Annotated in this window: 20 protein-coding genes; 11 read left to right on the top strand and 9 right to left on the bottom strand. The window is 68.6% G+C overall.

What is annotated here, in order from left to right:
• Positions 1-48: 48 nt before the first annotated feature.
• The 4 genes from NIBR502771_RS01740 to NIBR502771_RS01725 form a co-directional block, all read right to left on the bottom strand.
• Positions 49-774, bottom strand: coding sequence for an SRPBCC domain-containing protein (locus tag NIBR502771_RS01740; RefSeq protein ID WP_141158192.1), 726 nt, complete (start codon positions 772-774; stop codon positions 49-51).
• 82 nt (positions 775-856) lie between these two features.
• Entirely contained in the window at positions 857-1888 is a 1032-nt protein-coding gene (locus NIBR502771_RS01735; RefSeq protein WP_141158191.1) for a DUF6707 family protein, read from the bottom strand.
• 88 nt (positions 1889-1976) lie between these two features.
• Complete coding sequence (locus tag NIBR502771_RS01730; RefSeq protein ID WP_141158190.1) at positions 1977-2516, bottom strand: NUDIX hydrolase family protein; 540 nt, start codon at positions 2514-2516, stop codon at positions 1977-1979.
• Positions 2517-2525: 9 nt separating this feature from the next.
• Positions 2526-3278, bottom strand: coding sequence for a VOC family protein (locus NIBR502771_RS01725; protein ID WP_141158189.1), 753 nt, complete (start codon positions 3276-3278; stop codon positions 2526-2528).
• A gap of 106 nt (positions 3279-3384) precedes the next feature.
• Between NIBR502771_RS01725 and NIBR502771_RS01720 the strand changes: the two genes are divergently transcribed.
• Together NIBR502771_RS01720 and NIBR502771_RS01715 are read left to right on the top strand one after the other, a co-directional pair.
• Positions 3385-3987, top strand: coding sequence for a YdeI family protein (locus NIBR502771_RS01720; protein ID WP_141158188.1), 603 nt, complete (start codon positions 3385-3387; stop codon positions 3985-3987).
• A 134-nt stretch (positions 3988-4121) separates the two neighbouring features.
• Positions 4122-5765 carry a glycoside hydrolase family 32 protein gene (locus tag NIBR502771_RS01715; protein WP_141158187.1) on the top strand — a complete coding sequence of 548 codons (1644 nt, stop codon included), beginning with the start codon at positions 4122-4124 and terminating at the stop codon, positions 5763-5765.
• On the opposite strand, the gene NIBR502771_RS01710 is transcribed toward NIBR502771_RS01715, so the two are convergent.
• Complete coding sequence (locus tag NIBR502771_RS01710; RefSeq protein ID WP_141158186.1) at positions 5762-7054, bottom strand: glycoside hydrolase family 76 protein; 1293 nt, start codon at positions 7052-7054, stop codon at positions 5762-5764. The genes NIBR502771_RS01715 and NIBR502771_RS01710 overlap by 4 nt on opposite strands.
• A gap of 141 nt (positions 7055-7195) precedes the next feature.
• Here NIBR502771_RS01710 and NIBR502771_RS01705 point away from each other — a divergent pair, with 141 nt between their 5' ends.
• Complete coding sequence (locus tag NIBR502771_RS01705) at positions 7196-7990, top strand: 3-hydroxyacyl-CoA dehydrogenase (RefSeq protein ID WP_141158185.1); 795 nt, start codon at positions 7196-7198, stop codon at positions 7988-7990.
• Positions 7987-9195, top strand: a complete 1209-nt coding sequence (locus NIBR502771_RS01700) for an acyl-CoA dehydrogenase family protein (protein ID WP_141158184.1) — start codon at positions 7987-7989, stop codon at positions 9193-9195. The genes NIBR502771_RS01705 and NIBR502771_RS01700 overlap by 4 nt, the downstream gene beginning before the upstream one ends.
• 14 nt (positions 9196-9209) lie before the next feature.
• Here the strand turns inward: NIBR502771_RS01700 and NIBR502771_RS01695 are convergent, their stop codons facing one another.
• Complete coding sequence (locus NIBR502771_RS01695; RefSeq protein WP_141158183.1) at positions 9210-10052, bottom strand: DUF1684 domain-containing protein; 843 nt, start codon at positions 10050-10052, stop codon at positions 9210-9212.
• Positions 10053-10145: 93 nt separating this feature from the next.
• Between NIBR502771_RS01695 and NIBR502771_RS01690 the strand changes: the two genes are divergently transcribed.
• The 3 genes from NIBR502771_RS01690 (at position 10146) to NIBR502771_RS01680 (ending at position 14007) form a co-directional block, all read left to right on the top strand.
• Positions 10146-10685, top strand: coding sequence for a hypothetical protein (locus NIBR502771_RS01690; RefSeq protein WP_141158182.1), 540 nt, complete (start codon positions 10146-10148; stop codon positions 10683-10685).
• Positions 10686-10798: 113 nt separating this feature from the next.
• Positions 10799-13606, top strand: a complete 2808-nt coding sequence (gene ppc, locus NIBR502771_RS01685) for a phosphoenolpyruvate carboxylase (RefSeq protein ID WP_141158181.1) — start codon at positions 10799-10801, stop codon at positions 13604-13606.
• 95 nt (positions 13607-13701) lie between these two features.
• On the top strand, positions 13702-14007 hold the full coding sequence (locus NIBR502771_RS01680) for a hypothetical protein (RefSeq protein WP_141158180.1): 306 nt from the start codon (positions 13702-13704) through the stop codon (positions 14005-14007).
• On the opposite strand, the gene NIBR502771_RS01675 is transcribed toward NIBR502771_RS01680, so the two are convergent.
• Complete coding sequence (locus NIBR502771_RS01675) at positions 14004-14627, bottom strand: DedA family protein (protein WP_141158179.1); 624 nt, start codon at positions 14625-14627, stop codon at positions 14004-14006. The two genes, NIBR502771_RS01680 and NIBR502771_RS01675, sit on opposite strands and share 4 nt — an antisense overlap.
• A 34-nt stretch (positions 14628-14661) precedes the next feature.
• On the opposite strand from NIBR502771_RS01675, the gene NIBR502771_RS01670 reads away from it, so the two are divergent.
• The gene (locus tag NIBR502771_RS01670; protein WP_141158178.1) at positions 14662-15186 is read left to right on the top strand and encodes an O-acetyl-ADP-ribose deacetylase; all 525 of its coding nucleotides are present in this window, start codon (positions 14662-14664) and stop codon (positions 15184-15186) included.
• On the opposite strand, the gene NIBR502771_RS01665 is transcribed toward NIBR502771_RS01670, so the two are convergent.
• Entirely contained in the window at positions 15183-16145 is a 963-nt protein-coding gene (locus NIBR502771_RS01665; RefSeq protein WP_141161370.1) for an RluA family pseudouridine synthase, read from the bottom strand. The two genes, NIBR502771_RS01670 and NIBR502771_RS01665, sit on opposite strands and share 4 nt — an antisense overlap.
• Before the next feature lie 99 nt (positions 16146-16244).
• Here NIBR502771_RS01665 and NIBR502771_RS01660 point away from each other — a divergent pair, with 99 nt between their 5' ends.
• Together NIBR502771_RS01660 and NIBR502771_RS01655 are read left to right on the top strand one after the other, a co-directional pair.
• Positions 16245-16880 (top strand): helix-turn-helix domain-containing protein, encoded by a 636-nt coding sequence (locus tag NIBR502771_RS01660; RefSeq protein WP_141158177.1) that lies wholly within the window; start codon positions 16245-16247, stop codon positions 16878-16880.
• A complete protein-coding gene (locus tag NIBR502771_RS01655; RefSeq protein WP_141158176.1) occupies positions 16877-17569 on the top strand; it encodes an SRPBCC domain-containing protein in 693 nt (230 codons plus the stop codon). Before NIBR502771_RS01660 ends, NIBR502771_RS01655 begins: the two co-directional genes overlap by 4 nt.
• A gap of 109 nt (positions 17570-17678) precedes the next feature.
• Here NIBR502771_RS01655 and NIBR502771_RS01650 read toward each other — a convergent pair whose 3' ends face one another.
• On the bottom strand, positions 17679-19190 hold the full coding sequence (locus tag NIBR502771_RS01650; protein ID WP_141158175.1) for a PLP-dependent aminotransferase family protein: 1512 nt from the start codon (positions 19188-19190) through the stop codon (positions 17679-17681).
• A 60-nt stretch (positions 19191-19250) separates the two neighbouring features.
• Between NIBR502771_RS01650 and NIBR502771_RS01645 the strand changes: the two genes are divergently transcribed.
• A complete protein-coding gene (locus NIBR502771_RS01645) occupies positions 19251-19871 on the top strand; it encodes a YitT family protein (protein ID WP_141158174.1) in 621 nt (206 codons plus the stop codon).
• Positions 19872-19880: the final 9 nt, after the last annotated feature.

The raw sequence follows: 19880 nt of genomic DNA, 5'->3' as shown, positions 1-19880 counted from the left end.
GTGTGCCAGCAATCCCCCCGCGGCCCGTAAACGCGGGCCCCGGTACGCTCAGCTGGCCGGTTCTGAGGCCGGGTAGTTCGAGGCCCGCCAGGAATCCCAGGATTGCCGGATGGCGTCGAAGGCGCCGGCGCCAAGATCGTAGGTCGAGGCGATGACGAACGAGCCATCACCCTCCTCGCGGACGTCCTTGATTGCGGGATGGTCTGCCACCACCAACAGCCCCTCGCCGTGCTCCGCATAGCTGTGCACCGTGAGCCCCACCTGGTGGCTGGTCCGGTACCAGACTTTGCCGCTGATCTCCTCACCGGTGCCGAGCGTCAGCTGGTACGGCTCACCCGGCGCCGGGAGGTCGGAGAGCCCCAGCTTGTCGATCGCGGGGCCGTTGCCCTCGGTCAGGTGCAGGAACAGGGTGTGCCGCTTGCCGTGCGGGTGGCGTTCCAGGGCGAACCGGAGCTGCTGCAGGAAGGTCAGCCAACCCTGCGTGATGTCCTCGTCCCATGCCGCCCATTCGGAGTTGTGGTCCACCGCGCCGCGGGTGACGCTGACCCGGGTACCGTCCGCAACCGGGTGGAGCTCGAACGTGTCCCCGCCGTGCACGGTCAGGCTGGTGTGGTCCGCGGATTCCTGTACATCGGAGAAGTAGATCTCCTTGATCTCGGACTCCAGGTCTTCGGCCTGCCAGCCGTGCCACTGGGCCACCCTGGACGGTTCCCGCAGCATGGTCCAGACCTGCGGGGCGTCGGCGTTGATCACTACGCTGAGATTGTTCGTCATAGCCCCGAATGTACAACTCCGGCTACCCCCGGGGTAGGGCTAATTTCCCTTGCTGGAAGTTACCGGCAACGTGGCCATGTGTTCAGGAGCGGACGGCCTCCAGCTCGTTGCTGATGCGCCGTTCAAGTTCGGACATGCCGATGGTTTCGGAGCCGCCGTGGGCCCGCAGGAACAGCAGGGATTCGAGCCGCAGCAGCCGCCATTCGCGCTCGGCGTCGTGGTTGGAGTTGTCGATCGAGCGGAAGATTTCCTTGTCGTACAGGTTGGGTTCATTAAGCGAGCGCTGCCGCACCTTGGCTGCCATCCGTGCCTTGAAGGCGTCCGTCTCCTGGTTTTCGGGCGTGCGGATCAGTTTCTCGTAGACCTCGGCCCGTTCGTCCTGGCCATCCTGCCGGCAGATGTAGCTGGCCAGCGCCAGGGCTGCCTCCACCGAGGTCCACCGGCCGGGGTTCCCGTCGTAGGGGAGCACGGTGATCAGGTCTGCCACCGACAGTGCGCCGTCCGCGTCCTTGAGCGTGATGAACAGTTCGTGCGCCAGGTCGCTGAGGTCCTTCAGGCAGCTGCCGGACTTGAAGTTGACCCCCTTCGAGAGCCGGTCCGCCAGGAGCAGGACGCCCTCGGCGTCTGGGTGGGCCTCCGCGGCTGCCTCCACCACGGATTCGGGGGTGCCGTCCGGGGCGGGGATGAGCGCCAGTTCCTCCTCGCCGGGCCCGGTCACCGCGGGTGGGGCCGGGGGAAGGGGAGGGACGACGACGGCGGTCGCCACGTTGAGGGGACCGGTCCCGGCGCCGGGCTGCTCCTGCGCGCCGTTCCGGGGCATCAGGGTTTCCGCGGGTGGTGCGGCCTCGGGAAGGTCCGCCGGCAGGGGGAGCTGGGTGACGTCGTCGTGCGCGCCGTCCACCACGGTGACCATGGTGCCGATGGCCACCCGCAGTGTGCCGCCGCCGGAGAGGCTGGCCAGGACCAGTGCGGGGGAGCCGAAGTCGTCGTGCTCAAGCTCCACCTGGTCGATTTCGGCAGTGCGCCGGCCGTCGGGGAGGAGGATGTGGCTGCCGGTGGTCAGAGATCCAGCCTGCTGTTCACGGTGGTGCCTGGCGGCTGGTGATTCGGTCATGGGAGTCCTTAAGTTCTCTTGCGGTCCGCCCTACAGTCTACAAAGGCGGGCACTCAAAACCGGGGACCCCCACGTCCCGGCGGGGTGGTCAGAAGCCCACGCCTGCAAACGCCAGGGCCTGCCGGATCAGGCCGCCGCGGCCGCCGGAGAACTCCATCTGCACGCCGGGGCTGAGGACTTCCTCCGGGGTCATCCAGGTCAGTTCGAGGGCGTCCTGGCGCGGCTCGCACTCGCCCGTCACCGGGATCACGTAGGCCAGCGACACGGCGTGTTGCCGCTCGTCCGTGAAGCCGGTCTGGGACGGCGCGGGGAAATATTCGGCCACGGTGAACGGCACGGGGCTCAGCGGCAGCTGCGGGAACGCCAGGGGGCCCAGGTCCTTTTCCATGTGCCGGAGCAGGGCGGCGCGGATGGTTTCGCGGTAGATCACACGGCCGGAAACCAGGGAGCGCACCATGGTCCCGTCCGCATCCGCCTGCAACAGCGTTCCCACCTCGTTGACGTATCCCAGCGGGTCCAGCCTGACCGGTACTGCCTCTACGTACACCATGGGCAGCCGCCCGCGCGCCTCAAAGAGGTCTTCTTCGGAGAGCCAGCCGGGATTCGGGTCAGGTGTGCGCACGTTCATGCTTAAGTTCTACCCCATGGGGCGGTGCTGGGAGACCCACACCGTGGCGGGCGCGTTGGGGCTGCCCGCGTCGGGATTGGCCACATGGAGGGTGCTGCCAAACGCCTCCTCCGTCAGGCTGGCGGAGAAGCCGGCCGCGGTGAGGCGCTCCCGCAGCTGCTCCAGGCCGCCGCCGTATTCAAAGCCAAGGCCCGAGCGGGAAGCTCCGGCTGCCGGCCGCACCAGGAGTACCCCGCCGTTCTTGGCCGTGAAGTCCGCGGTTTCGTCGTTGTCCGGCACGGGCCGTGGGCGGGCGCCGATGTGCAGCAGCGTGCGGACGGCACCTTCGGGGTCCTCGGTGTACCAGACCGCGGCGACGGCCAGGGCGGGATCGGCGTCGGCACACTGGGCAAAGTGGGCGGCCTTGTCCGCGAGGAAGCTGAACCCGTCCGGCGCACTGATACGGCAGGCGTCACCGTGGTCGGCGGTAACGGGCTCGGCCGGTCCGGTGCCTTCCGCCGCTCCCTCCTGTGGGGAGTCCTCCTTGGCTGAGGCGTTGGTGCGCCTGGCGAATTCGGCAACGTCGCCCACCTCCACGGCCAGCACCGTCCGGCCGTCCTGTCCGGAACCGGCCTCGGCGGGATGGACTGCCAGCCGCCCTGAGCCCGAATCGAAAACCGTCCACCCGCCGTCGTCCTCCGTGGGGACCATTCCCAGGGCGGTGAGGAGCTGTTTCCAGGACTCGGTGCGCGAGGTGAAATGGACGGGGCGGACTCGGAGCATGGCATTGTCCTCGGGGTTGCGGATGGGCCGGTAGGGCCATGATGCCACGTGTTGCCGTCCGGCACACGGGCCTTGTGGTACGGGATTCCACGGGCAGAATTAGGCCATGGCCAATGACCTTGAGGAACTGCTGGTGCCCGACGCTGCCGCCTGGCGTGCCTGGCTGGAAGAGAACCACGGCACCAGCCCGGGGGTGTGGCTGGTGCTGCACAAGAAGGGCGGGACGGTGACGGGCCTTGACTACGCGGCGGCCCTGGACGAAGCCCTTTGTTTTGGCTGGATCGATGGGCAAGGCAGGCGCCGGGACAGCGAAAGCGTGTTCCAGCGGATGACGCCGCGGCGCCCCCGGAGCATCTGGTCGGCCCGGAACGTGGGGCACATTGCCCGGCTGGAGGAGGCCGGGAAGATGACCGACGCCGGACGGGCCGCCGTGGCGGCGGCCAAGGCGGACGGCCGCTGGGACGAGGCCTACGGCGGGCAGGCCGACCTCGAGGTGCCGGAAGACCTGGCGGCCGCCATCGCAGCCAACCCGGCGGCGCAGGCCACCTTCGAGGTCCTGACAAAAACCAACCTGTTCGCCCTGGTGTTCAGGACCAATTCGGCGAAGCAGGCGGCCACCCGGGAACGCAGGATCGCCGGGTTCGTGGACATGCTGGCACGGGGAGAGACACCCTATCCGCAGAAGAAGCGGCCACCGGCACGCGACTGACTGCCGGTGTATGACGTCCCCGGATTGGGTTCCCGGGAAGAGGGCCGGTAAAATTGACGGTTCACTTGCGCTGGTGCCGTTCCCCTGTCCCGGGGGACGGCACTTGTGCGTTCAGCGACGGATCGACACCACCCATGCCCTTCCCACGTCCCGCGTCCATTCGTGCCGCCCTCCGGCGACCCCCCATTCTGTGGGCCCTGGCCGCCGTCGCCGTGCTGGCGCTGGCCGTTTCGCTGGTACTGGCCGGTACCGTCCAGCGGGGCCCCGGCACGCAGGAAAGCGGCCCACCAACCGCCGCGCGTCCAACGGAAGCCGCGCCGGAGGGAGATGACGTTTTCCGGCCGGCGTACCACCTCACGCCGGACGAACACTGGATGAACGATCCGCAGCGGCCCTTTTTCCTCGACGGCCTCTGGCATTACTACTACCTCTACAACGCCGACTACCCGGAAGGGAACGGCACCGAGTGGTTCCACGCCACCAGCACGGATCTGGTGCACTGGAAGAACGAAGGGGTGGCTATTCCCAAGTTCCGCAACGGCCTGGGCGACATTGAGACCGGCTCCGCCGTGGTGGACACGGAAGGGACGGCCGGATTTGGCAAGGGGGCCGTGATCGCGGTCCTCACCCAGCAGCACGACGGTGTCCAGCGCCAGTCCCTGTTCTACTCCACGGACAAGGGTTACAGCTTCCAGGGCTACGGACAGAACCCGGTGATGGAGAACCCCGGTGCCGAGCACTGGCGGGACCCGCGGATCATCCGGGACGAGGCCAACAACCAGTGGCTGATGCTCCTCGCGGAGGGCCACAAGATCGGCTTCTACACCTCCAGGGACCTCAAGCAGTGGGCCTACGTGTCCGGATTCGAGCAGGAAGGGCTGGGAATCCTGGAGTGCCCGGACTTCTTCCAGCTGGACCTCGACGGCGACCCCGCCAAGCGCACCTGGGTCCTGGCAGCGAGCGCCAACGGATCCGGGGAGGGGCGCACCACCGGCCTGGCCTACTGGACCGGCAGCTTCGACGGCAAGGCCTTCACAGCGGACGGCGGCCACCAGTGGCTCGACGGCGGACCGGACTTCTACGCGGCCGTCACCTGGGCTGGCCCGGGGCTTGACGACGCGCAGCCGATGGCGTCCCGGCACGCCATCGGCTGGATGAACAACTGGGCCTACGCCCGGAACCTTCCCACCAACGGCTGGTACGGGGCGGCCTCGGTGGTGCGGGACATCCGGCTGGCGTCCGACGGCGGCCGGCCGGCCCTGGTGTCCTCGCCTACGGCCGCGCTCCAGTCACTGGAGGGGGCGCCAGTGCAGGTGCCCGGCGGGAGCATTGATGGCGGCCTGGCACTCCCGGTCCCGGACAGCGGCGCCTTCAAGGCCGACGTCGAGCTGGCCAAGCCCGCGGACGGGACCGGGGAGGCGCGGCTGCTGCTGCAAAGCGGCGGCACCACCTATGCCACGGTGGGCTACGATTTCGCGGCCGGCCGGGCGTTCGTGGACCGCAACGGTGACGCGGCGGCCGGCGGGAGCGGCCTGGCAGACCGGGCGGACGCCCGCGGCGAATACCGGCAGGCGCGGTCGGTGGATGCGCAGCCCGCCGGGGACTCAGTCCGCCTCACCGTCTACGTGGACCGGTCCTCCCTGGAGGTCTTCGTGGCGGGACGGGCCCTGACGTCCCTGGCGTTTCCACCGGCCGGCACCAAGGAAGCCCGGCTGGTGGCGGAGGAACCGGTATCGCTCAAGGGCGGCACCGTCACGCCGCTGGCCGGCATCCGCTAGGCGCCGGCTGCGGCGGTGACGGCGGCCGCTGCCTCCAGCGCCATCCATGCCTGGAGCTGGGTGGAGAGTTCGACGGCGGCGCTCGGCGGATACGTCGCGGCCGCCGGTTTGGCTGCGTGCAGCGAAAAGATGCTCGTTCCTTGCCGCCGGGCATTTGCCTCGCCGGGGCCGACGGGGCGCCGGCCGGACCAGAGCGCTTCAGCGGTGTCCGTCACCAACCGTGCAGCCGTGGCGCGGGTAGCCGCGGGAAGCCGGCGGTCTGCCGCGGCTAGTGCCAGGTAACGGCAGAGAATCCCGGTGAAGAGGCCGCCGTCGCCCGTTCCTTCGCAGCGCAGCACCGAACCACCGGAGCCCGTGCCGGCTCCGTTGCTGCTGCACGGGACGGTCAGCAGCCGCTGCACGGCGTCCACCAGGACCGCGGCCCGGGCCAGGTTCGCCTCGCCGCCCAGCTCCAGGAGTGCTCCCAGCACCGGGCCCTGGTTGTAGGTGTATACCGCCCGCTCCAGCACCACCTCTCCGGAGGGATCCAGGCGTGCGCCGTCAAGGTAGAGGGCCTGGTCCGCGTCAAAGAGCGTGGCGTCGAGCCAGTCCAGCAGGGCCTGGGCCTTGGCGTGCTGGCCTGTGCGGGCATAGAACAGGGCCACCGGCGCGGTGGCCGGGGTGTTCTTGAAGTCGCGTTTCTTGCTCCAGAAAGTCCCGCCGCCCAGGTCATCGGTGCAGGCGGCGTCGAACTGCAGCGCCAGCGACGCCCGGACCACGGCGTTGCGGCGGCGGCCAGGACGACGGGTTTCCTCGGCCAGCCTGTCCAGGCGGAGCGTTGCCAGCGCCAGCCACGCCATGTCGTCGTAGTAGCTGTTCACGAAAGTCAGGGCGTTGCGGAGCCTGATCCCGGTGACCAGGCGCGAGGCCAAATGCCCGGCGCTGGGCCGGCCCGGGCCGTCGAACCGGGCCGCCGGGGTGGCTCCGCCGCCCAGTTCCCGCCGCCCGGCGTCCACCAGGCAGTCAACGTAGTGCGCCTGCCACCAGTAGTGCCAGGGGAGGGCCAGCGATGCGGCAGGCCGCATCCGGCGGAGTGCGGTACGCCATCGCGGCGCTGGCTGGGTGCCCGGCTCCTGCTCCTGCGTTGAGGGGGTGGGCGGTCCGGCCGGGTGCCTGCCCTGCAACAGCACTGCGCCCAGGTGGGTTCCGGGCAGGAACAGCAGTTTCCGGCCGAACAGGGCGGTCACGGACCGGGCCGCGTGGTTCGCCCTGTCCTGCCAGGCGGTCAAGGAGGTGCTGCTGGACGTCATGCCGTCCACCCTAACCGTGCCGCCGGCACCAGGGAGTGCAGGGCCTCCGGGGTGAGTGCGGCGGCGCGGGATTTCAGTTAACATTCATTAACTGTTGCTCGGGTCGCGCCGCGGCATGGGGACACACATCAAGGAGGATGGATGGACATCAAAGGCAGCGTCGCACTGGTGACAGGCGGGGCGTCCGGGCTGGGAGCAGCCACCGCGCAGAGATTGTTCGACGCCGGCGCATCCGTCGTGCTCGTTGACCTGCCGTCCTCGGGCGGACAGGCACTGGCGGACGAACTGAACGGCCGCGCCGCAGCCGGCCAGTCCGCCGTCTTTGCCCCCGCAGACGTGACCAGCGAGGCCGACGTACGGGCCGCCGTCGGGACCGCCGCGGGGCTGGGCCCACTCCGGATCGTGGTGAACTGCGCAGGGATCGCCACCCCCGGCAAGGTCCTGGGACGGGACGGTGTGCTGCCCCTGGAATCCTTCAGCAAGGTCATCCAGGTCAACCTGGTGGGGACCTTCAACGTCCTGCGCCTGGCCGCCGAAGCGATGGCGGCCACCGAGCCCGCCACCACCCCGCTGGGCGGCCCGGAACGCGGCGTCATCATCAACACCGCCTCCGTGGCGGCCTTCGACGGACAGATCGGCCAGCCCGCGTATGCCGCCTCCAAGGGCGCCGTGGCCGCCATGACGCTGCCGATCGCCAGGGAACTGGCGCGCTCGCTGGTCCGGGTGGTCACCATCGCCCCGGGCATCTTCGAGACCCCTATGATGGCCGGCCTGTCGCAGGAGGCGCAGGACTCGCTCGGCGCCCAGGTTCCGCACCCGTCCCGGCTGGGCAAGCCCGCGGAATACGCCAACCTGGTGGCACATATTGTGGACAACGCCATGCTGAACGGCGAAACCATCCGCCTGGACGGCGCTATCCGGATGGCGCCGAAATGAGCGCGCCGGACGTCCCGCAGCTGCCGGCGGCGGACTTCTTCGCCGTCGAAGCGATGCTGGACGAGGCTGAACGGAACAAGCTCGCCGAGCTGCGGGACTTCCTGGCGGCCGAGGTGGCGCCGTACGCGGGGGATTGGTGGAACAAGGCCGAGTTTCCCGCCCATATCCTCCCCAAGCTGGCCACGCTGGAGCTGAGCACACCGGTCCACCGCGGCTACAGCCATCTTTTTGCCGGGCTGGTCATCGCGGAGATCACCCGCGTGGATACCTCCCTGGCCACGTTCTTCCTGGTCCATCACGACCTCTTCGTGGAATCCCTGCACACCTTTGGCACGGAGGACCAGAAGCAGCGGCTGCTGGCCGACGCCTCGGAGCTGCGCACTACGGGTGCCTTCGCGCTGACCGAACCGCTGCACGGCTCGGATGTGGCGGGCGGCCTGGAGACCCGGGCCCGGCGGATCTCCTCCACCACGGGAGAAGCGGACGACGCCGGCGATACGTGGGTGCTCAACGGGGCCAAGCGCTGGATCGGCAACGGGACGTTCTGCGACTACATGCTGGTGTGGGCCCGGGATGAGGCGGACGGTTCGGTGCGCGGCTTCATTGTGGACGCAACGCTGCCGGGAGTCAGCCGGAGCAGGATCGAGAACAAGATCGCCCTGCGCACCGTCCAGAACGCGGACATCCGGTTCCGCGATGTCAGGGTTGCCGAGGCGGACCGCTTTGCCGGTATCAGCAGCTTCGAGGACACCAAGGAACTGCTCCGCAGCTCACGGATCATGGTGGCGTGGCAGGCGGTGGGCCAGCAACTCGCAGCCTTCGACGTGGCCCGGCAATACGCGGTGGAGCGGCAGCAGTTCGGCCGGCCGCTGGCCCACTTCCAGTTGATCCAGCAGCAGCTGGTGACCATGCTGGGGAACGCCGTGGCCAGCATGTCCATGATGGCCGGGCTCGCCCGGCTGCAGGAGCAGGGGGCAGCCAACATGCCGCAGGTGGCCCTGGCCAAGTCCTACCTCAGCGCCCGCATGCGCGAAACCGTGGCGCTGGGCCGCTCCATCCTGGGCGGCAACGGGATTGTTACCGACTACCGGATGGCCAAGATCTTCGCCGATGCCGAGGCCATCTACACCTACGAGGGCTCGTTCGAGGTCAACACCCTGATCGTGGGAAGGGCCATCACTGGAATCTCCGCCATCGGTGGTTGAGCAGGTCGAAACCCTTACCGGCCGGGGTACGGCTCTTTCTCGCCGGCTTCCACCCGGATGTCCAGGCTGTTGTTCTTCACGGGCATGGGGCAGGTGCCGTAAGGGGTGAAGGCGCTGGGGTAATTGATGGCCCGGTTGAAGTCCAGCACTACGGACCCGTCCGGCCGCGGCCTGGGGAGGGAGAGTTTCCGCCACTCGTCCGTGGTGTCGCCGTTGGTTTCGTCGTGGAACGTGACGGTCAGGGCGCCGAGCTTTTCTTCCTCCGCCTGGAGCCGGAACTCATGGCTGCTTCCCGGGAGGCGGAAGACCACCTCGCCTACGCTGCGGTGCACGCCGTCAACCAGCGGGTTCGCGGTGCCGATCGGCACATCCACCGGCGCCGGGTAGGGCTCAAACCTTCCGGTGACCTCCCAGCCGGGGTTGTACGGAAAGGTAGGCACGCCGTCGAATTCCGTGAAGGCCGGTGATGCAGCGTCCCGGGTGCGGATCGCATACCGGCCGCCGCGCATGGCCAGTTCCACCACTACCTGGTCCCCGTCCGGGCCGCCGAACTGCACCCACATCAGTGATTCCTCGTCCGCCAGGACGGCGGATACGGTGCCGTCCACCTTTTCCCCTGTCTCCACCAGCGTGAGCCCGTCCGCCGGAACCGCGGTGAGGAACGCCGTCGAGCCCGTGGCGTCAGTGGACCACAGGCCCGGGGCCGGCTCGATGGCGGAAGGTGAGTCTTCGAGCCACTGGAAGGAGGTGAGGGTAAGCCAGCCGTGCGGCGCTGCCAGGGCTTTGTTGCGGTTGGCGCGGAAGCGCTGCCAGCGCTCGGCCCTGGCGGCGTGGGTGGTGGCTGGGGTGGTGGTCATGGTTCCTTCCAGTTGCGTATGCCTTCGGCTACAACCGGATCGCGGACGTGTTCATTCCGCCGCTGAATCCTTTGTCCGGGGTTGAATGGAGTGGTGGACATCCTTGCGGGAGTGAATCGGGAGTGGCTTGCCGCGCTCCCCTGGCTGGCGGCCGTCCTTGCCGCCGCGGTCGTCCTGGCGTGGCGCCGGCGGCGGCCGGACCTCGCAGCACCTGCCGCCGTCGCCGTCTTCATGGCAGCCAACGTGGGCGCCGGCATCTACGTCCTGAACCACCTCGCGGACGGGCGCTGGGGCGGGGACGCGCAGCCGAAACTCGCCCCGCCCACACTCTCCGGAACCCCCGTGGTGGGCCAGTTCCTGCAGCCGCTCGACGGAGCCATGGCAGGCATGGCCGGCGGGGTCAACGATTTCATCGACTTCCGGGCCGCGCTGCCGGTGGCACTGGACTTCTTCGCGGCCGCCGGATGGGCGCTGGCACTCCTGGTGCCGCTGCTGCTCACGGCTGCCGTGGTCCAGGCCGGAAAGGTCCGGCGCCGCACGGCGGAGGCTGCCGCCTGGCAGGACGAGGTGCGGAACCTACGGGCTGAACTCGACGCCGTCAAACGGCATGTGGGGTACCGCGACATCTTGTGAGACGGATTCCACTGAGGCGAGGCACCGGGGGTAGCATCTCTAGCTAGTAACGTGGCTCACAGTATCCAGCGCAGTGTACGAGCCAAGTCCGAATCCCTCGAAAGATTGTTTCAATGGCTCACACTGCAACACCTCCCGAGACCGACCTTGCCTCCGAACTGCGCGCGGATGTCCGGCGCGTGTCCACCCTGCTGGGCGAATCGCTGGTCCGCCAGCACGGACCGGAACTCCTGGACCTCGTGGAGCAGGTCCGGCTCCTGACCAAGGAATCCAAGGAAGCAGCGCGCGGCGGTGCGCACGCCACCGGCCCCTGGAGCGCGCACGACGTCGTTGCCCAGGTCCGCGAACTCCTGGGTTCCCTGCCCATCGAGCAGGCAACCGACCTGGTGCGTGCCTTTGCCTTCTACTTCCACCTGGCCAACGCCGCCGAGCAGGTCCACCGCGTCCGCGGACTCCGGACCCGGGCCGAAAAGGACGGCTGGCTGGCCAAGACGGTGGCGGACATCGCGGCGCAGGCCGGCCCGGAGGTGCTGCAGGAAGTAGTCAACGGGCTGGACGTGCGGCCCATCTTCACCGCCCACCCCACCGAAGCGTCCCGCCGTTCCGTCCTGGACAAGATCCGGAAGCTTTCCGATGTCCTGTCCCAGTCCACAGCCGAAGGGTCCACCGGCCGGCGCCGGCAGGACCGGCAGCTGGCCGAGATCATCGACCAGATGTGGCAGACCGACGAGCTGCGCCAGGTCCGGCCCACCCCCGTGGATGAGGCCCGGAACGCCATCTACTACCTGGGCGGCATCCTCACCGACGCCATGCCGGAGATGCTGTCGGAGCTGTCCGAGCTGCTCGGGGAACATGGCGTCAGCCTCGCCTCCAAGGACGCCCCCATCAGGTTTGGCTCCTGGATCGGCGGTGACCGCGACGGCAACCCGAACGTGACCGCGGCCGTGACCCGCGAGATCCTCCAGATCCAGAACCAAAACGCCATCCGGATCAGCATCGGCATGATCGACGAGCTGATTTCCATCCTGTCCAACTCCACGGCGCTGGCGGGCGCTGACCAGGGGCTCCTCGAGTCCATTGATGAGGACCTGAAGAAGCTGCCGGGCCTGGACAAGCGGGTCCTGGAACTCAACGCCCAGGAGCCGTACCGGCTGAAGCTCACCTGCATCAAGGCCAAGCTCATCAACACCGGCAAGCGGGTGGCGGCAAACTCCAACCACGAGCACGGCCGCGACTACAACGCAACCGATGAACTCCTGGCTGACCTGAACCTGCTGGAGCTCTCGCTCCGCAACCACTCCGCGGCGCTGGCGGCGGACGGCTCCCTGGCCCGCGTCCGCCGTGCCATCGCCTCCTTCGGCCTGCACCTGGCCACCCTGGATATACGTGAACACGCGGACCACCACCACGACGCCGTCGGCCAGCTGATGGACCGGATCGGCGGACCGGGGCTCCGCTACGCCGAGCTGAGCCGGGAGGAACGATTCGAGGTGCTCGGCTCGGAGCTGGCTTCCCGCCGCCCGCTGTCCGGCCACCCGATCAAGCTGGACGGCGCCGCCGACGGCACCTACGACGTCTTCCGCGAGATCCGCCGGGCCTTGCGCATGTACGGTCCGGACGTCATCGAGACCTACATCATCTCCATGACCCGCGGCGCCGACGACGTCCTGGCCGCCGCCGTGCTGGCCCGCGAGGCCGGCCTGGTGAACCTCTTTGGCGACAAGCCCTACGCCAAGCTCGGGTTCGCGCCGCTGCTTGAGACGGTGGAGGAACTCCGGGCCTCTGCCGAGATCATCGACCAGCTGCTCTCCGACCCCTCCTACCGGGAGCTGGTGCGGCTGCGCGGGGACGTCCAGGAAGTGATGCTGGGCTACTCGGACTCCAACAAGGAATCCGGCGTGATGACCAGCCAGTGGGAGATCCATAAGACCCAGCGCAAGCTGCGCGACGTCGCGGCCAAGCACGGCGTGCGCGTCCGCCTGTTCCACGGCCGCGGCGGCTCGGTGGGACGCGGCGGCGGGCCCACCTACGACGCCATCCTGGCCCAGCCCAACGGTGTCCTGGAAGGCGAAATCAAGTTCACCGAACAAGGCGAAGTCATCTCGGACAAGTACTCCCTGCCTGAGCTTGCCCGCGAAAACCTGGAGCTGTCCCTGGCCGCCGTCCTGCAGGGGTCGGCCCTGCACCGGGACCCGAGGACCTCCGAGGACCAGCGCGAGCGCTACGGGCACGTCATGGAGGCCATCTCCGACGCCGCCTTTGACCGGTACCGGAAGCTGATCGACCATCCGGACCTGCCTGCCTACTTCATGGCCTCCACCCCGGTGGAGCAGCTGGGCTCCCTGAATATCGGTTCCCGCCCGTCGAAGCGGCCGGATTCCGGTGCCGGGCTGGGTGGCCTGCGTGCCATCCCGTGGGTGTTCGGCTGGACCCAGTCACGGCAGATCGTGCCCGGCTGGTTCGGTGTGGGGTCCGGGCTTAAGGCCGCCCGCGAGGCCGGCCACTCCGCGCAGTTGGTGGAAATGATGGACCACTGGCACTTCTTCCGTTCCGTGCTGTCCAACGTGGAAATGACGCTTGCCAAGACGGACATGGACATCGCCGGCTACTACGTGTCCACCCTCGTCCCGGAGGAACTCCACCATCTCTTCCGCACCATCCGGGAGGAATACGAACTCACCGTTGCCGAGGTCCGCAAGCTCACCGGTGAAAACCTGCTCCTGGATGCCCAGCCGACACTGAAGCGGTCCCTGGAGATCCGCGACCAGTACCTGGATCCGATCAGCTACCTCCAGGTGGAACTCCTGCGCCGCATCCGCACCGAGGGCGGGATCAGCGGGGCCGAGATCGACGAACGCCTCCAGCGGGCCATGCTCATCACCGTCAACGGCGTCGCCGCGGGCCTGCGCAACACCGGGTAACCCCCGCGGTTGCTCCATCACTTGGGGTCCCTAACAGGCGCTGTTAGGGACCCCAAGTGATAGGGCGTCTTCGGTGTTTGGATAGGGTTGGGAGCATGCCTTCCTTCCAGACCCGCCTCAAGATCACCGGGCTCCGGCCAGGGAATCCGCCGGAGTCCGTCATGGACGCGGCCGTGGAGGCGCTGGGCACCCGGCACCACGTGGAGGCACACCAGCTGCAGATCGCCGGCGGCGTGCCGCAGCTCAACCTGCGTTTTCTCGTGGAAGCCAGCGAGTACAGCGGTGAGAACCGCCAGGCGGTGGAATCTGCAGCCATGATGCGCGACGCCGTCGAACGCGTTGCGCTGACAGGTTCACTCAGCGTGCTGCGGCGCAGCCGCGGCAAGTGGCTGCCGGTCTAGCCTGCGTCGGGGAGGGGCCCGTCCTCCACCGGGGACCGGTCGCCGCGGCGCCGGGTGACGATGATGCCCACGACGGCGCCGATCACCAGGCCGACGGCCACGCCAATGAGGGAGCTGGCCCAGAACGGCAGCTTGGTGGTTGAGCCGGTGAAGTAGCCCAGGCCTACCAGCCAGCAGGCCCACAGGACGGCGCCCAGGCCCGCACACAGGCTGAAACCGCGCACCGAGACGTTTGCCACGCCGGAGGCTGCCGAGGTGGCAAGCCGGCCGCCGGGGATGAACCTGGCGCCGATGATGGTGCCATAGGTCGACGACCGCCCGGCCTTGGCCAGTGCCGCATGGATGCCGGCGTGCACTCGGCGGCCCCATTTCCAGCGATCCAGTACGTGGCTGAGCCGGCGGCGGAACAGGTGGAACACCACCATGTCGCCGATCCAGGACGCCAGGGCGGCGAGCAGCAGGACGAGGAACACGTTGGCCCGGCCGTCCGCGGACAATGCGCCGCCGGTAATCACCACCATCTCCGAGGGGATGGGCGGGAAAATGGCGTCGCCAACCACCAGCGGGATGACCCAGAAATAGAGGGCCGTCCCCCAGCTGTCAACGCTGCCGAAGTCCATTGCCACAAGGTACCGCACTTGGGAAACTGGCCGCATGCGGATCTCGGTCCTGCAAGGGGACATTACGCAGCGGCGGGTGGACGCGGTGGTGAACGCCGCGAATTCCTCGCTGCTCGGCGGCGGGGGCGTGGACGGTGCGCTGCACCGGGCCGCCGGGCCGGAACTGCTTGAGGCGTGCCGGGAACTTCGCGCGGCCCGGCTGCCGCACGGCCTGCAGACCGGCGCCGCCGTGGCAACGCCGGCCTTCCGGTTGCCGGCCCGCTGGGTGATCCACACGGTGGGACCCAACCGGCATGCGGGGCAGACGAACCCGGCACTCCTGGTGTCCTGCTTCAGTGAGAGCCTGCGTCTGGCTGAGACGTTGGATGTCCGGGAGCTGGCCTTCCCTGCTGTGGGAGCCGGGGCTTACGGGTGGAGCGCTGGGGCTGTTGCCGCGGCGGCGCAGGAAGCGCTAACCGGTTTCCGGGCCGCCCATCCGGCCGCCGGGCTGGAGCTGGTGGAGTTCGTGCTGCGCACCGCGGAAGTGGAGGCGGTGTTCAGGGACGTCCTCGGGGTTTAGGCCCGTGCCCGGACCGCTTCGCTGAGTTCCAGGCTGCTGCGGTATTCCACGGGCTTTCCGGAGACCGGGTCAACGAACCTGATGCCGCGGGCCAGGAGCTGGAGCGGCCTGGAGTAGTCGTCCGGCGCCTTGTCCAGCAGGTCGGGGTAGAAGGCGTCGTTCACGATCCCCAGCCCCAGCGAGGCCATGTGGACCCGCAGCTGGTGGGTCTTCCCGGTGTGCGGTTCCAGGCGGTACCTGGCCAGGCGCTGCCCTGCGCCGTCGGCACCTGCCGCAGGCCCGCCGTCGAACGTTTCCAGCCGCTCAATCCGGGTTTCCGCGTTCGGCTCACCGTCGATGACCTCCGCCAGCAGGTAGCTGCGGGACTTGGTCATCCGGTTGCGGACCACCACGGGGAAGTCGACGGCGGGGTGCCCCGGCGAAGGCTCGGCGGCGGACACGCATTCGTACTCCTTCTGCACCTGCCGCTTCTCGAAGAGCACCTGGTACTTGCCCCGGGTCTGCGGGTTGGTGGAGAAGAGCAGCACGCCGGCCGTCATGCGGTCCAGCCGGTGCATGGGGATCAGGTCCGGCAGATCCAGCTGGTTCCGGAGGCGCACCAGGGCGGATTCCTGGATGTAGGTGCCGCCCGGCGTGGTGGGCAGGAAGTGCGGCTTGTCCACCACCAGCAGGTGCTCGTCCCGGTAGAGGATGCCGATCTCCACCGGCAGCCGCGTTTCCGGCGGCAGGGTGCGGTAGTACCAAATGAAGGTGTGGTCCTCGAGCCTGGTGTGCCGGGTCAGCGGTACGCCGCCCTCGCCAACGATCTCGCCGGCGTCGAACCTGTCCTCGATGCCCTGCGGATCAATGTGGCCCCAACGGTGCATCATGTAGTCCATCGCGGTGTCCCACGGGCCCTCGTCCGGAAGGCGCAGGCGGGTGGCGTTGACGCCGTCGCGCACGGGGAGGGGGGATTGCATCACCGGTCCATTCTACCGGGGGCAGGTGGCCGTCGCGGGTGGGAGCCGACGACAAAAGAGTTCTTGACAAAAAAAGTTGTCGGTTGGCACACTGGTGGCATGCAGGACATTGCAGTTATCGAGGACCCCGCAGCCGCCGAGGCATCCCTGGACCCCATCCGCATGCGGATACTGAGGGAGCTGGTGCTGCCGGCGTCAGCCACGCAGCTGGCAGTGCGCGTCGGACTTCCCCGGCAAAAGGTGAATTACCACCTCAAGGCCCTGGAACGGCATGGCCTGGTGGAACTGGTGGAGGAGCGCCGCAAGGGCAACGTGACCGAGCGGGTCCTGCAGGCGGCGGCGGCCTCCTACCTGATCTCGCCGTCCGCGCTGGCCGCAGTGTCCCCGGACCCGGGCCGGTTCGCCGACCGCTTCTCGGCTTTCTGGCTGCTGGCGCTGGCGGGACGGATGGTGCAGGAAGTGGGCAAGCTCATCACCGGCGCCGCCGCGGCCCGGCAGAAGCTGGCCACCTTCGCGATCGACGGCGACATCACCTTCCGCACTGCCGCGGACAGGGCCGCGTTCGCCGAGGAGCTCGGTGTCGAGGTGACCCGGCTGGTGGACAAGTACCACGACGGCGGCGGGTCGCCCCGCGGGCGGCGGCACCGGCTCGTGGTGGCGCTGCATCCGGCACTCAAAGAAACCAATGCCTCCACGGCAACCAACGAAACAGCAGGCAAGGAGCAGGACAAATGAGCGACAAACGGGACTTCGAGATCGTCCAGGACACCGAACTGCCCGGCACCCCCGAGCGGGTGTGGGAAGCCGTTACCAACGGAACGCCGGCATGGATGTTCCCCACGGACCAATGGCCGGCAGTCAAGACCGTTGAGGAATACCCCCACCATCTTGTGTCCCGGATGGAGGGGCCGGATGGCTGGTTCAACCAGCTGGAGCACGTGCTGGAACCGCTGGACGGCGGCCGTGCCCGGCTCCACTATGTCCACAGCGGCATCTTCGCTGAAAACTGGGACCAGCAGTACGACGGCGCCAGCCGCCACACCGAGTTCTACCTGCACACGCTGGGCCAGTACCTGCAGTACTTCGACGGCCGCCCCGTGGTGTTCACCGACATCCAGGCCCCGGCGGCGTCCCAGACAGCGGACGGCTTCACCCGCCTCCGTGACGCACTGGGCGCCGGTTCCGCAGGGCCGGGCGCCACGGTTGATGTGGAGCTCGACGGCGTGGGGCGGCTGGCGGGCGAGGTGGACTTCGCGAATGAGCACTTCCTGGGCATCCGCACACCGGACGCCCTCTACCGGTTCTTTGGCCGCAACGCGTGGGGTGCCCCCGTGGGCATGACGGTGCACGATTTCAGCGGCTCCGGCGATTCCGGAACCACGGCCAAGGCGTGGAGCGGTTTCCTGGAGCGGGTGTACGCGTAGCTCCCGCTTCCCGTTCCACGCCCAGATCGCCGGAAAGCTGCGGGGTAGCCGTCTTTTTCCGGCGGTGACGCACCGTCCCGGCGATTCCGGCGATTCCGGCAGCGGCCGCTCAGGCGATGGCGACGGCGGGAGCCTGGGTGAGCGAACGCCGCAGCTGGGGTGCGGCGTCCAGCCGGTCCTGGGCCGCCCGGAGTGCCAGGACGGCCACCTCCAGTTTGTCCGGCGGCAGGGTGAAGGGCAGCCGCAGGTTGCGCTCGAAGGCGCCGCCGATTCCGAACCGGGGCCCGGCCGCCAGCCTGATGCCATGATCCGGGGCAAGGACTGTCAGCGCCGTACTGATGGGGGCGGGGAGCCGGCACCATACGGAGAGGCCGCCGGCAGGCGGTGCCGCCTGCCACGTTGGAAGGTGTTCCGCCAGGAGTTCCAGGAGGGCTGACCGGTTGCGGCGCAGCGTCTGCAGCAGGGCCGGCAGCGGTTCCTCCAGTGCCCGCACCAGGTGGGCTGCCGCGAGCTGCTCCATGACGGGGCCGCCCAGGTCCAGGGTGGTCCGGGCCGCCGCAAAGCGCTGGATCATGGACTCCGAGGCGCGGATCCAGCCCGTGCGCAGGCCGCCCCAGTGGGACTTGCTCAAGGATCCAATGGACACCACAGTGCTGCCGAAGCCGGCAAGGGGCGTGGTGGCGGTGCCGTCGAGGTTGAGGTCCCGGAGCGTTTCGTCTGCCACTAAAACGGTTCCGGCCGCCGCCGCCACGCGGACCAGTTGGCGGCGTTGGGCATCAGGCATGATCAGGCCTGTGGGGTTGTGGAAGTCCGGGACAAGGTAGGCAAGTTTTGGCTTTTGCTGCACCATGGCAGTTTCCATGGCCGGCAGGTCCCAGCGGGACCCGGCAAAGGCGACCGGGACGGGTCGGCACTTCGCGGAGCGGATGGCATCCAGCGCGTGGGGATAGCTGGGGTGTTCCACCAGGACCCGGTCCTGCCGGTCAGCCAGGGTGCGGATGATGATGGTCAGGGCGTGCTGGGCTCCGGAGGTCACCATGACCTGGCCCGGCTGGGTTGGCACTCCTGCCGCCGTGTAGCGGTCCGCGACCGCCTGCCGCAGCGGCAGCAGTCCCAGGGCGTCGTAGCCAAACCCGGGCAGCAGTGCCGGCAGCTCCGTCAGCGCTGCAGCGAAGGCCCGGTGCACCACCTCGCCGCTGGCAGGCAGCGCCGAATAGGCCAGATCCACCAGTCCCGCGGGTGCGGTGAGTCCGGGCGCGGTAAGCCCGGGTGCGGTGAGCCCGGGGGCCGGCAACGCCCCGGTGGATGGAGGCTGCGGACCGAAGAGGGCCGAACCAAAAGGGGTCAATTCCGGAATGCGTGTGCGCCCGCGGCTGCCCTGGCCGCTGCTGAGGAATCCCTGCTCCCGAAGGCTTGAATACGCCGCCGTTACCGTCGTCCTGCTGATATCGAGTGCGGCGCACAGCGCGCGCTCGCTGGGCAGCGCCGTATCCAGCGGGATCCTGCCGTCCAGGATGAGCAGCCGGATGACGTCGGCGAGTTCGCGGTATGCCGGCCCCGTCCTGGTGTTCCACGGGCCGAGGAGGCGCGACAGCGCGAGGGCGGTAAGGGCGGCAGGCATGTAGCCAGTATTTCAGACTGGATATGTAATTCAATGCCAGTTGGCTGTGATCATGGTTCCATGATGACCCGCAGACTCGTCCAGCTGTTCACCGGCCTCGCCATGTACGGCATCTCCCTGGCCATGTTTATCCGCGCCGGCCTGGGCCTGGATCCGTGGGACGTGTTCCATCAGGGTCTGGCCAACCGGACAGGGCTGAGCATCGGCGTGGTGGTAATCGCCGTGAGCTTCCTGGTGCTGCTGCTGTGGATTCCGCTGCGGCAGATGCCCGGCTTCGGGACGCTCTGCAATGCCATTCTGGTGGGCGTCTTCGCGGACATCGGGTTGGCACTGATCCCGACGGTCAGCTACCTGGCCGGCCAGATCGGCCTCCTCGCGGGCGCAGTGCTGGCCAATGCCGTGGCCTCTGCGTGCTACATCGGTGCCGGATTCGGGCCGGGTGCCCGCGATGGCCTCATGACGGGGCTTGCCCGGCGCACTGGATGGACGGTCAGGTTTTCCCGGACGCTGATTGAGGTGACGGTGCTGGCGGCCGGCTGGCTGCTGGGCGGATCGGTGGGTGTGGGCACCGTGGTTTACGCCCTGGCGATTGGTCCCCTGGTCCACCTCCTGCTGCCGCGCTTCGTGGTTGGCCCCGGCAAGGCCAGTGCCGCCAGGGAACCCACCACCGCGAACTGTTAAAGCGCCTGA

This window comes from Pseudarthrobacter sp. NIBRBAC000502771 (genome assembly GCF_006517215.1).
GTDB lineage: Bacteria > Actinomycetota > Actinomycetes > Actinomycetales > Micrococcaceae > Arthrobacter > Arthrobacter niigatensis.
Note: the sequence above shows the minus strand (reverse complement) of the source record. Positions and strands in the feature narration are given on the sequence as shown.

Coding starts and splice junctions, on each gene's coding strand:
- NIBR502771_RS01740 (WP_141158192.1), bottom strand. CDS start 774: ATGACGAACAATCTCAGCGTAGTGATCAACGCCGACGCCCCGCAGGTC.
- NIBR502771_RS01735 (WP_141158191.1), bottom strand. CDS start 1,888: ATGACCGAATCACCAGCCGCCAGGCACCACCGTGAACAGCAGGCTGGA.
- NIBR502771_RS01730 (WP_141158190.1), bottom strand. CDS start 2,516: ATGAACGTGCGCACACCTGACCCGAATCCCGGCTGGCTCTCCGAAGAA.
- NIBR502771_RS01725 (WP_141158189.1), bottom strand. CDS start 3,278: ATGCTCCGAGTCCGCCCCGTCCATTTCACCTCGCGCACCGAGTCCTGG.
- NIBR502771_RS01720 (WP_141158188.1), top strand. CDS start 3,385: ATGGCCAATGACCTTGAGGAACTGCTGGTGCCCGACGCTGCCGCCTGG.
- NIBR502771_RS01715 (WP_141158187.1), top strand. CDS start 4,122: ATGCCCTTCCCACGTCCCGCGTCCATTCGTGCCGCCCTCCGGCGACCC.
- NIBR502771_RS01710 (WP_141158186.1), bottom strand. CDS start 7,054: ATGACGTCCAGCAGCACCTCCTTGACCGCCTGGCAGGACAGGGCGAAC.
- NIBR502771_RS01705 (WP_141158185.1), top strand. CDS start 7,196: ATGGACATCAAAGGCAGCGTCGCACTGGTGACAGGCGGGGCGTCCGGG.
- NIBR502771_RS01700 (WP_141158184.1), top strand. CDS start 7,987: ATGAGCGCGCCGGACGTCCCGCAGCTGCCGGCGGCGGACTTCTTCGCC.
- NIBR502771_RS01695 (WP_141158183.1), bottom strand. CDS start 10,052: ATGACCACCACCCCAGCCACCACCCACGCCGCCAGGGCCGAGCGCTGG.
- ppc (WP_141158181.1), top strand. CDS start 10,799: ATGGCTCACACTGCAACACCTCCCGAGACCGACCTTGCCTCCGAACTG.
- NIBR502771_RS01680 (WP_141158180.1), top strand. CDS start 13,702: ATGCCTTCCTTCCAGACCCGCCTCAAGATCACCGGGCTCCGGCCAGGG.
- NIBR502771_RS01675 (WP_141158179.1), bottom strand. CDS start 14,627: ATGGACTTCGGCAGCGTTGACAGCTGGGGGACGGCCCTCTATTTCTGG.
- NIBR502771_RS01670 (WP_141158178.1), top strand. CDS start 14,662: ATGCGGATCTCGGTCCTGCAAGGGGACATTACGCAGCGGCGGGTGGAC.
- NIBR502771_RS01665 (WP_141161370.1), bottom strand. CDS start 16,145: ATGCAATCCCCCCTCCCCGTGCGCGACGGCGTCAACGCCACCCGCCTG.
- NIBR502771_RS01660 (WP_141158177.1), top strand. CDS start 16,245: ATGCAGGACATTGCAGTTATCGAGGACCCCGCAGCCGCCGAGGCATCC.
- NIBR502771_RS01655 (WP_141158176.1), top strand. CDS start 16,877: ATGAGCGACAAACGGGACTTCGAGATCGTCCAGGACACCGAACTGCCC.
- NIBR502771_RS01650 (WP_141158175.1), bottom strand. CDS start 19,190: ATGCCTGCCGCCCTTACCGCCCTCGCGCTGTCGCGCCTCCTCGGCCCG.
- NIBR502771_RS01645 (WP_141158174.1), top strand. CDS start 19,251: ATGATGACCCGCAGACTCGTCCAGCTGTTCACCGGCCTCGCCATGTAC.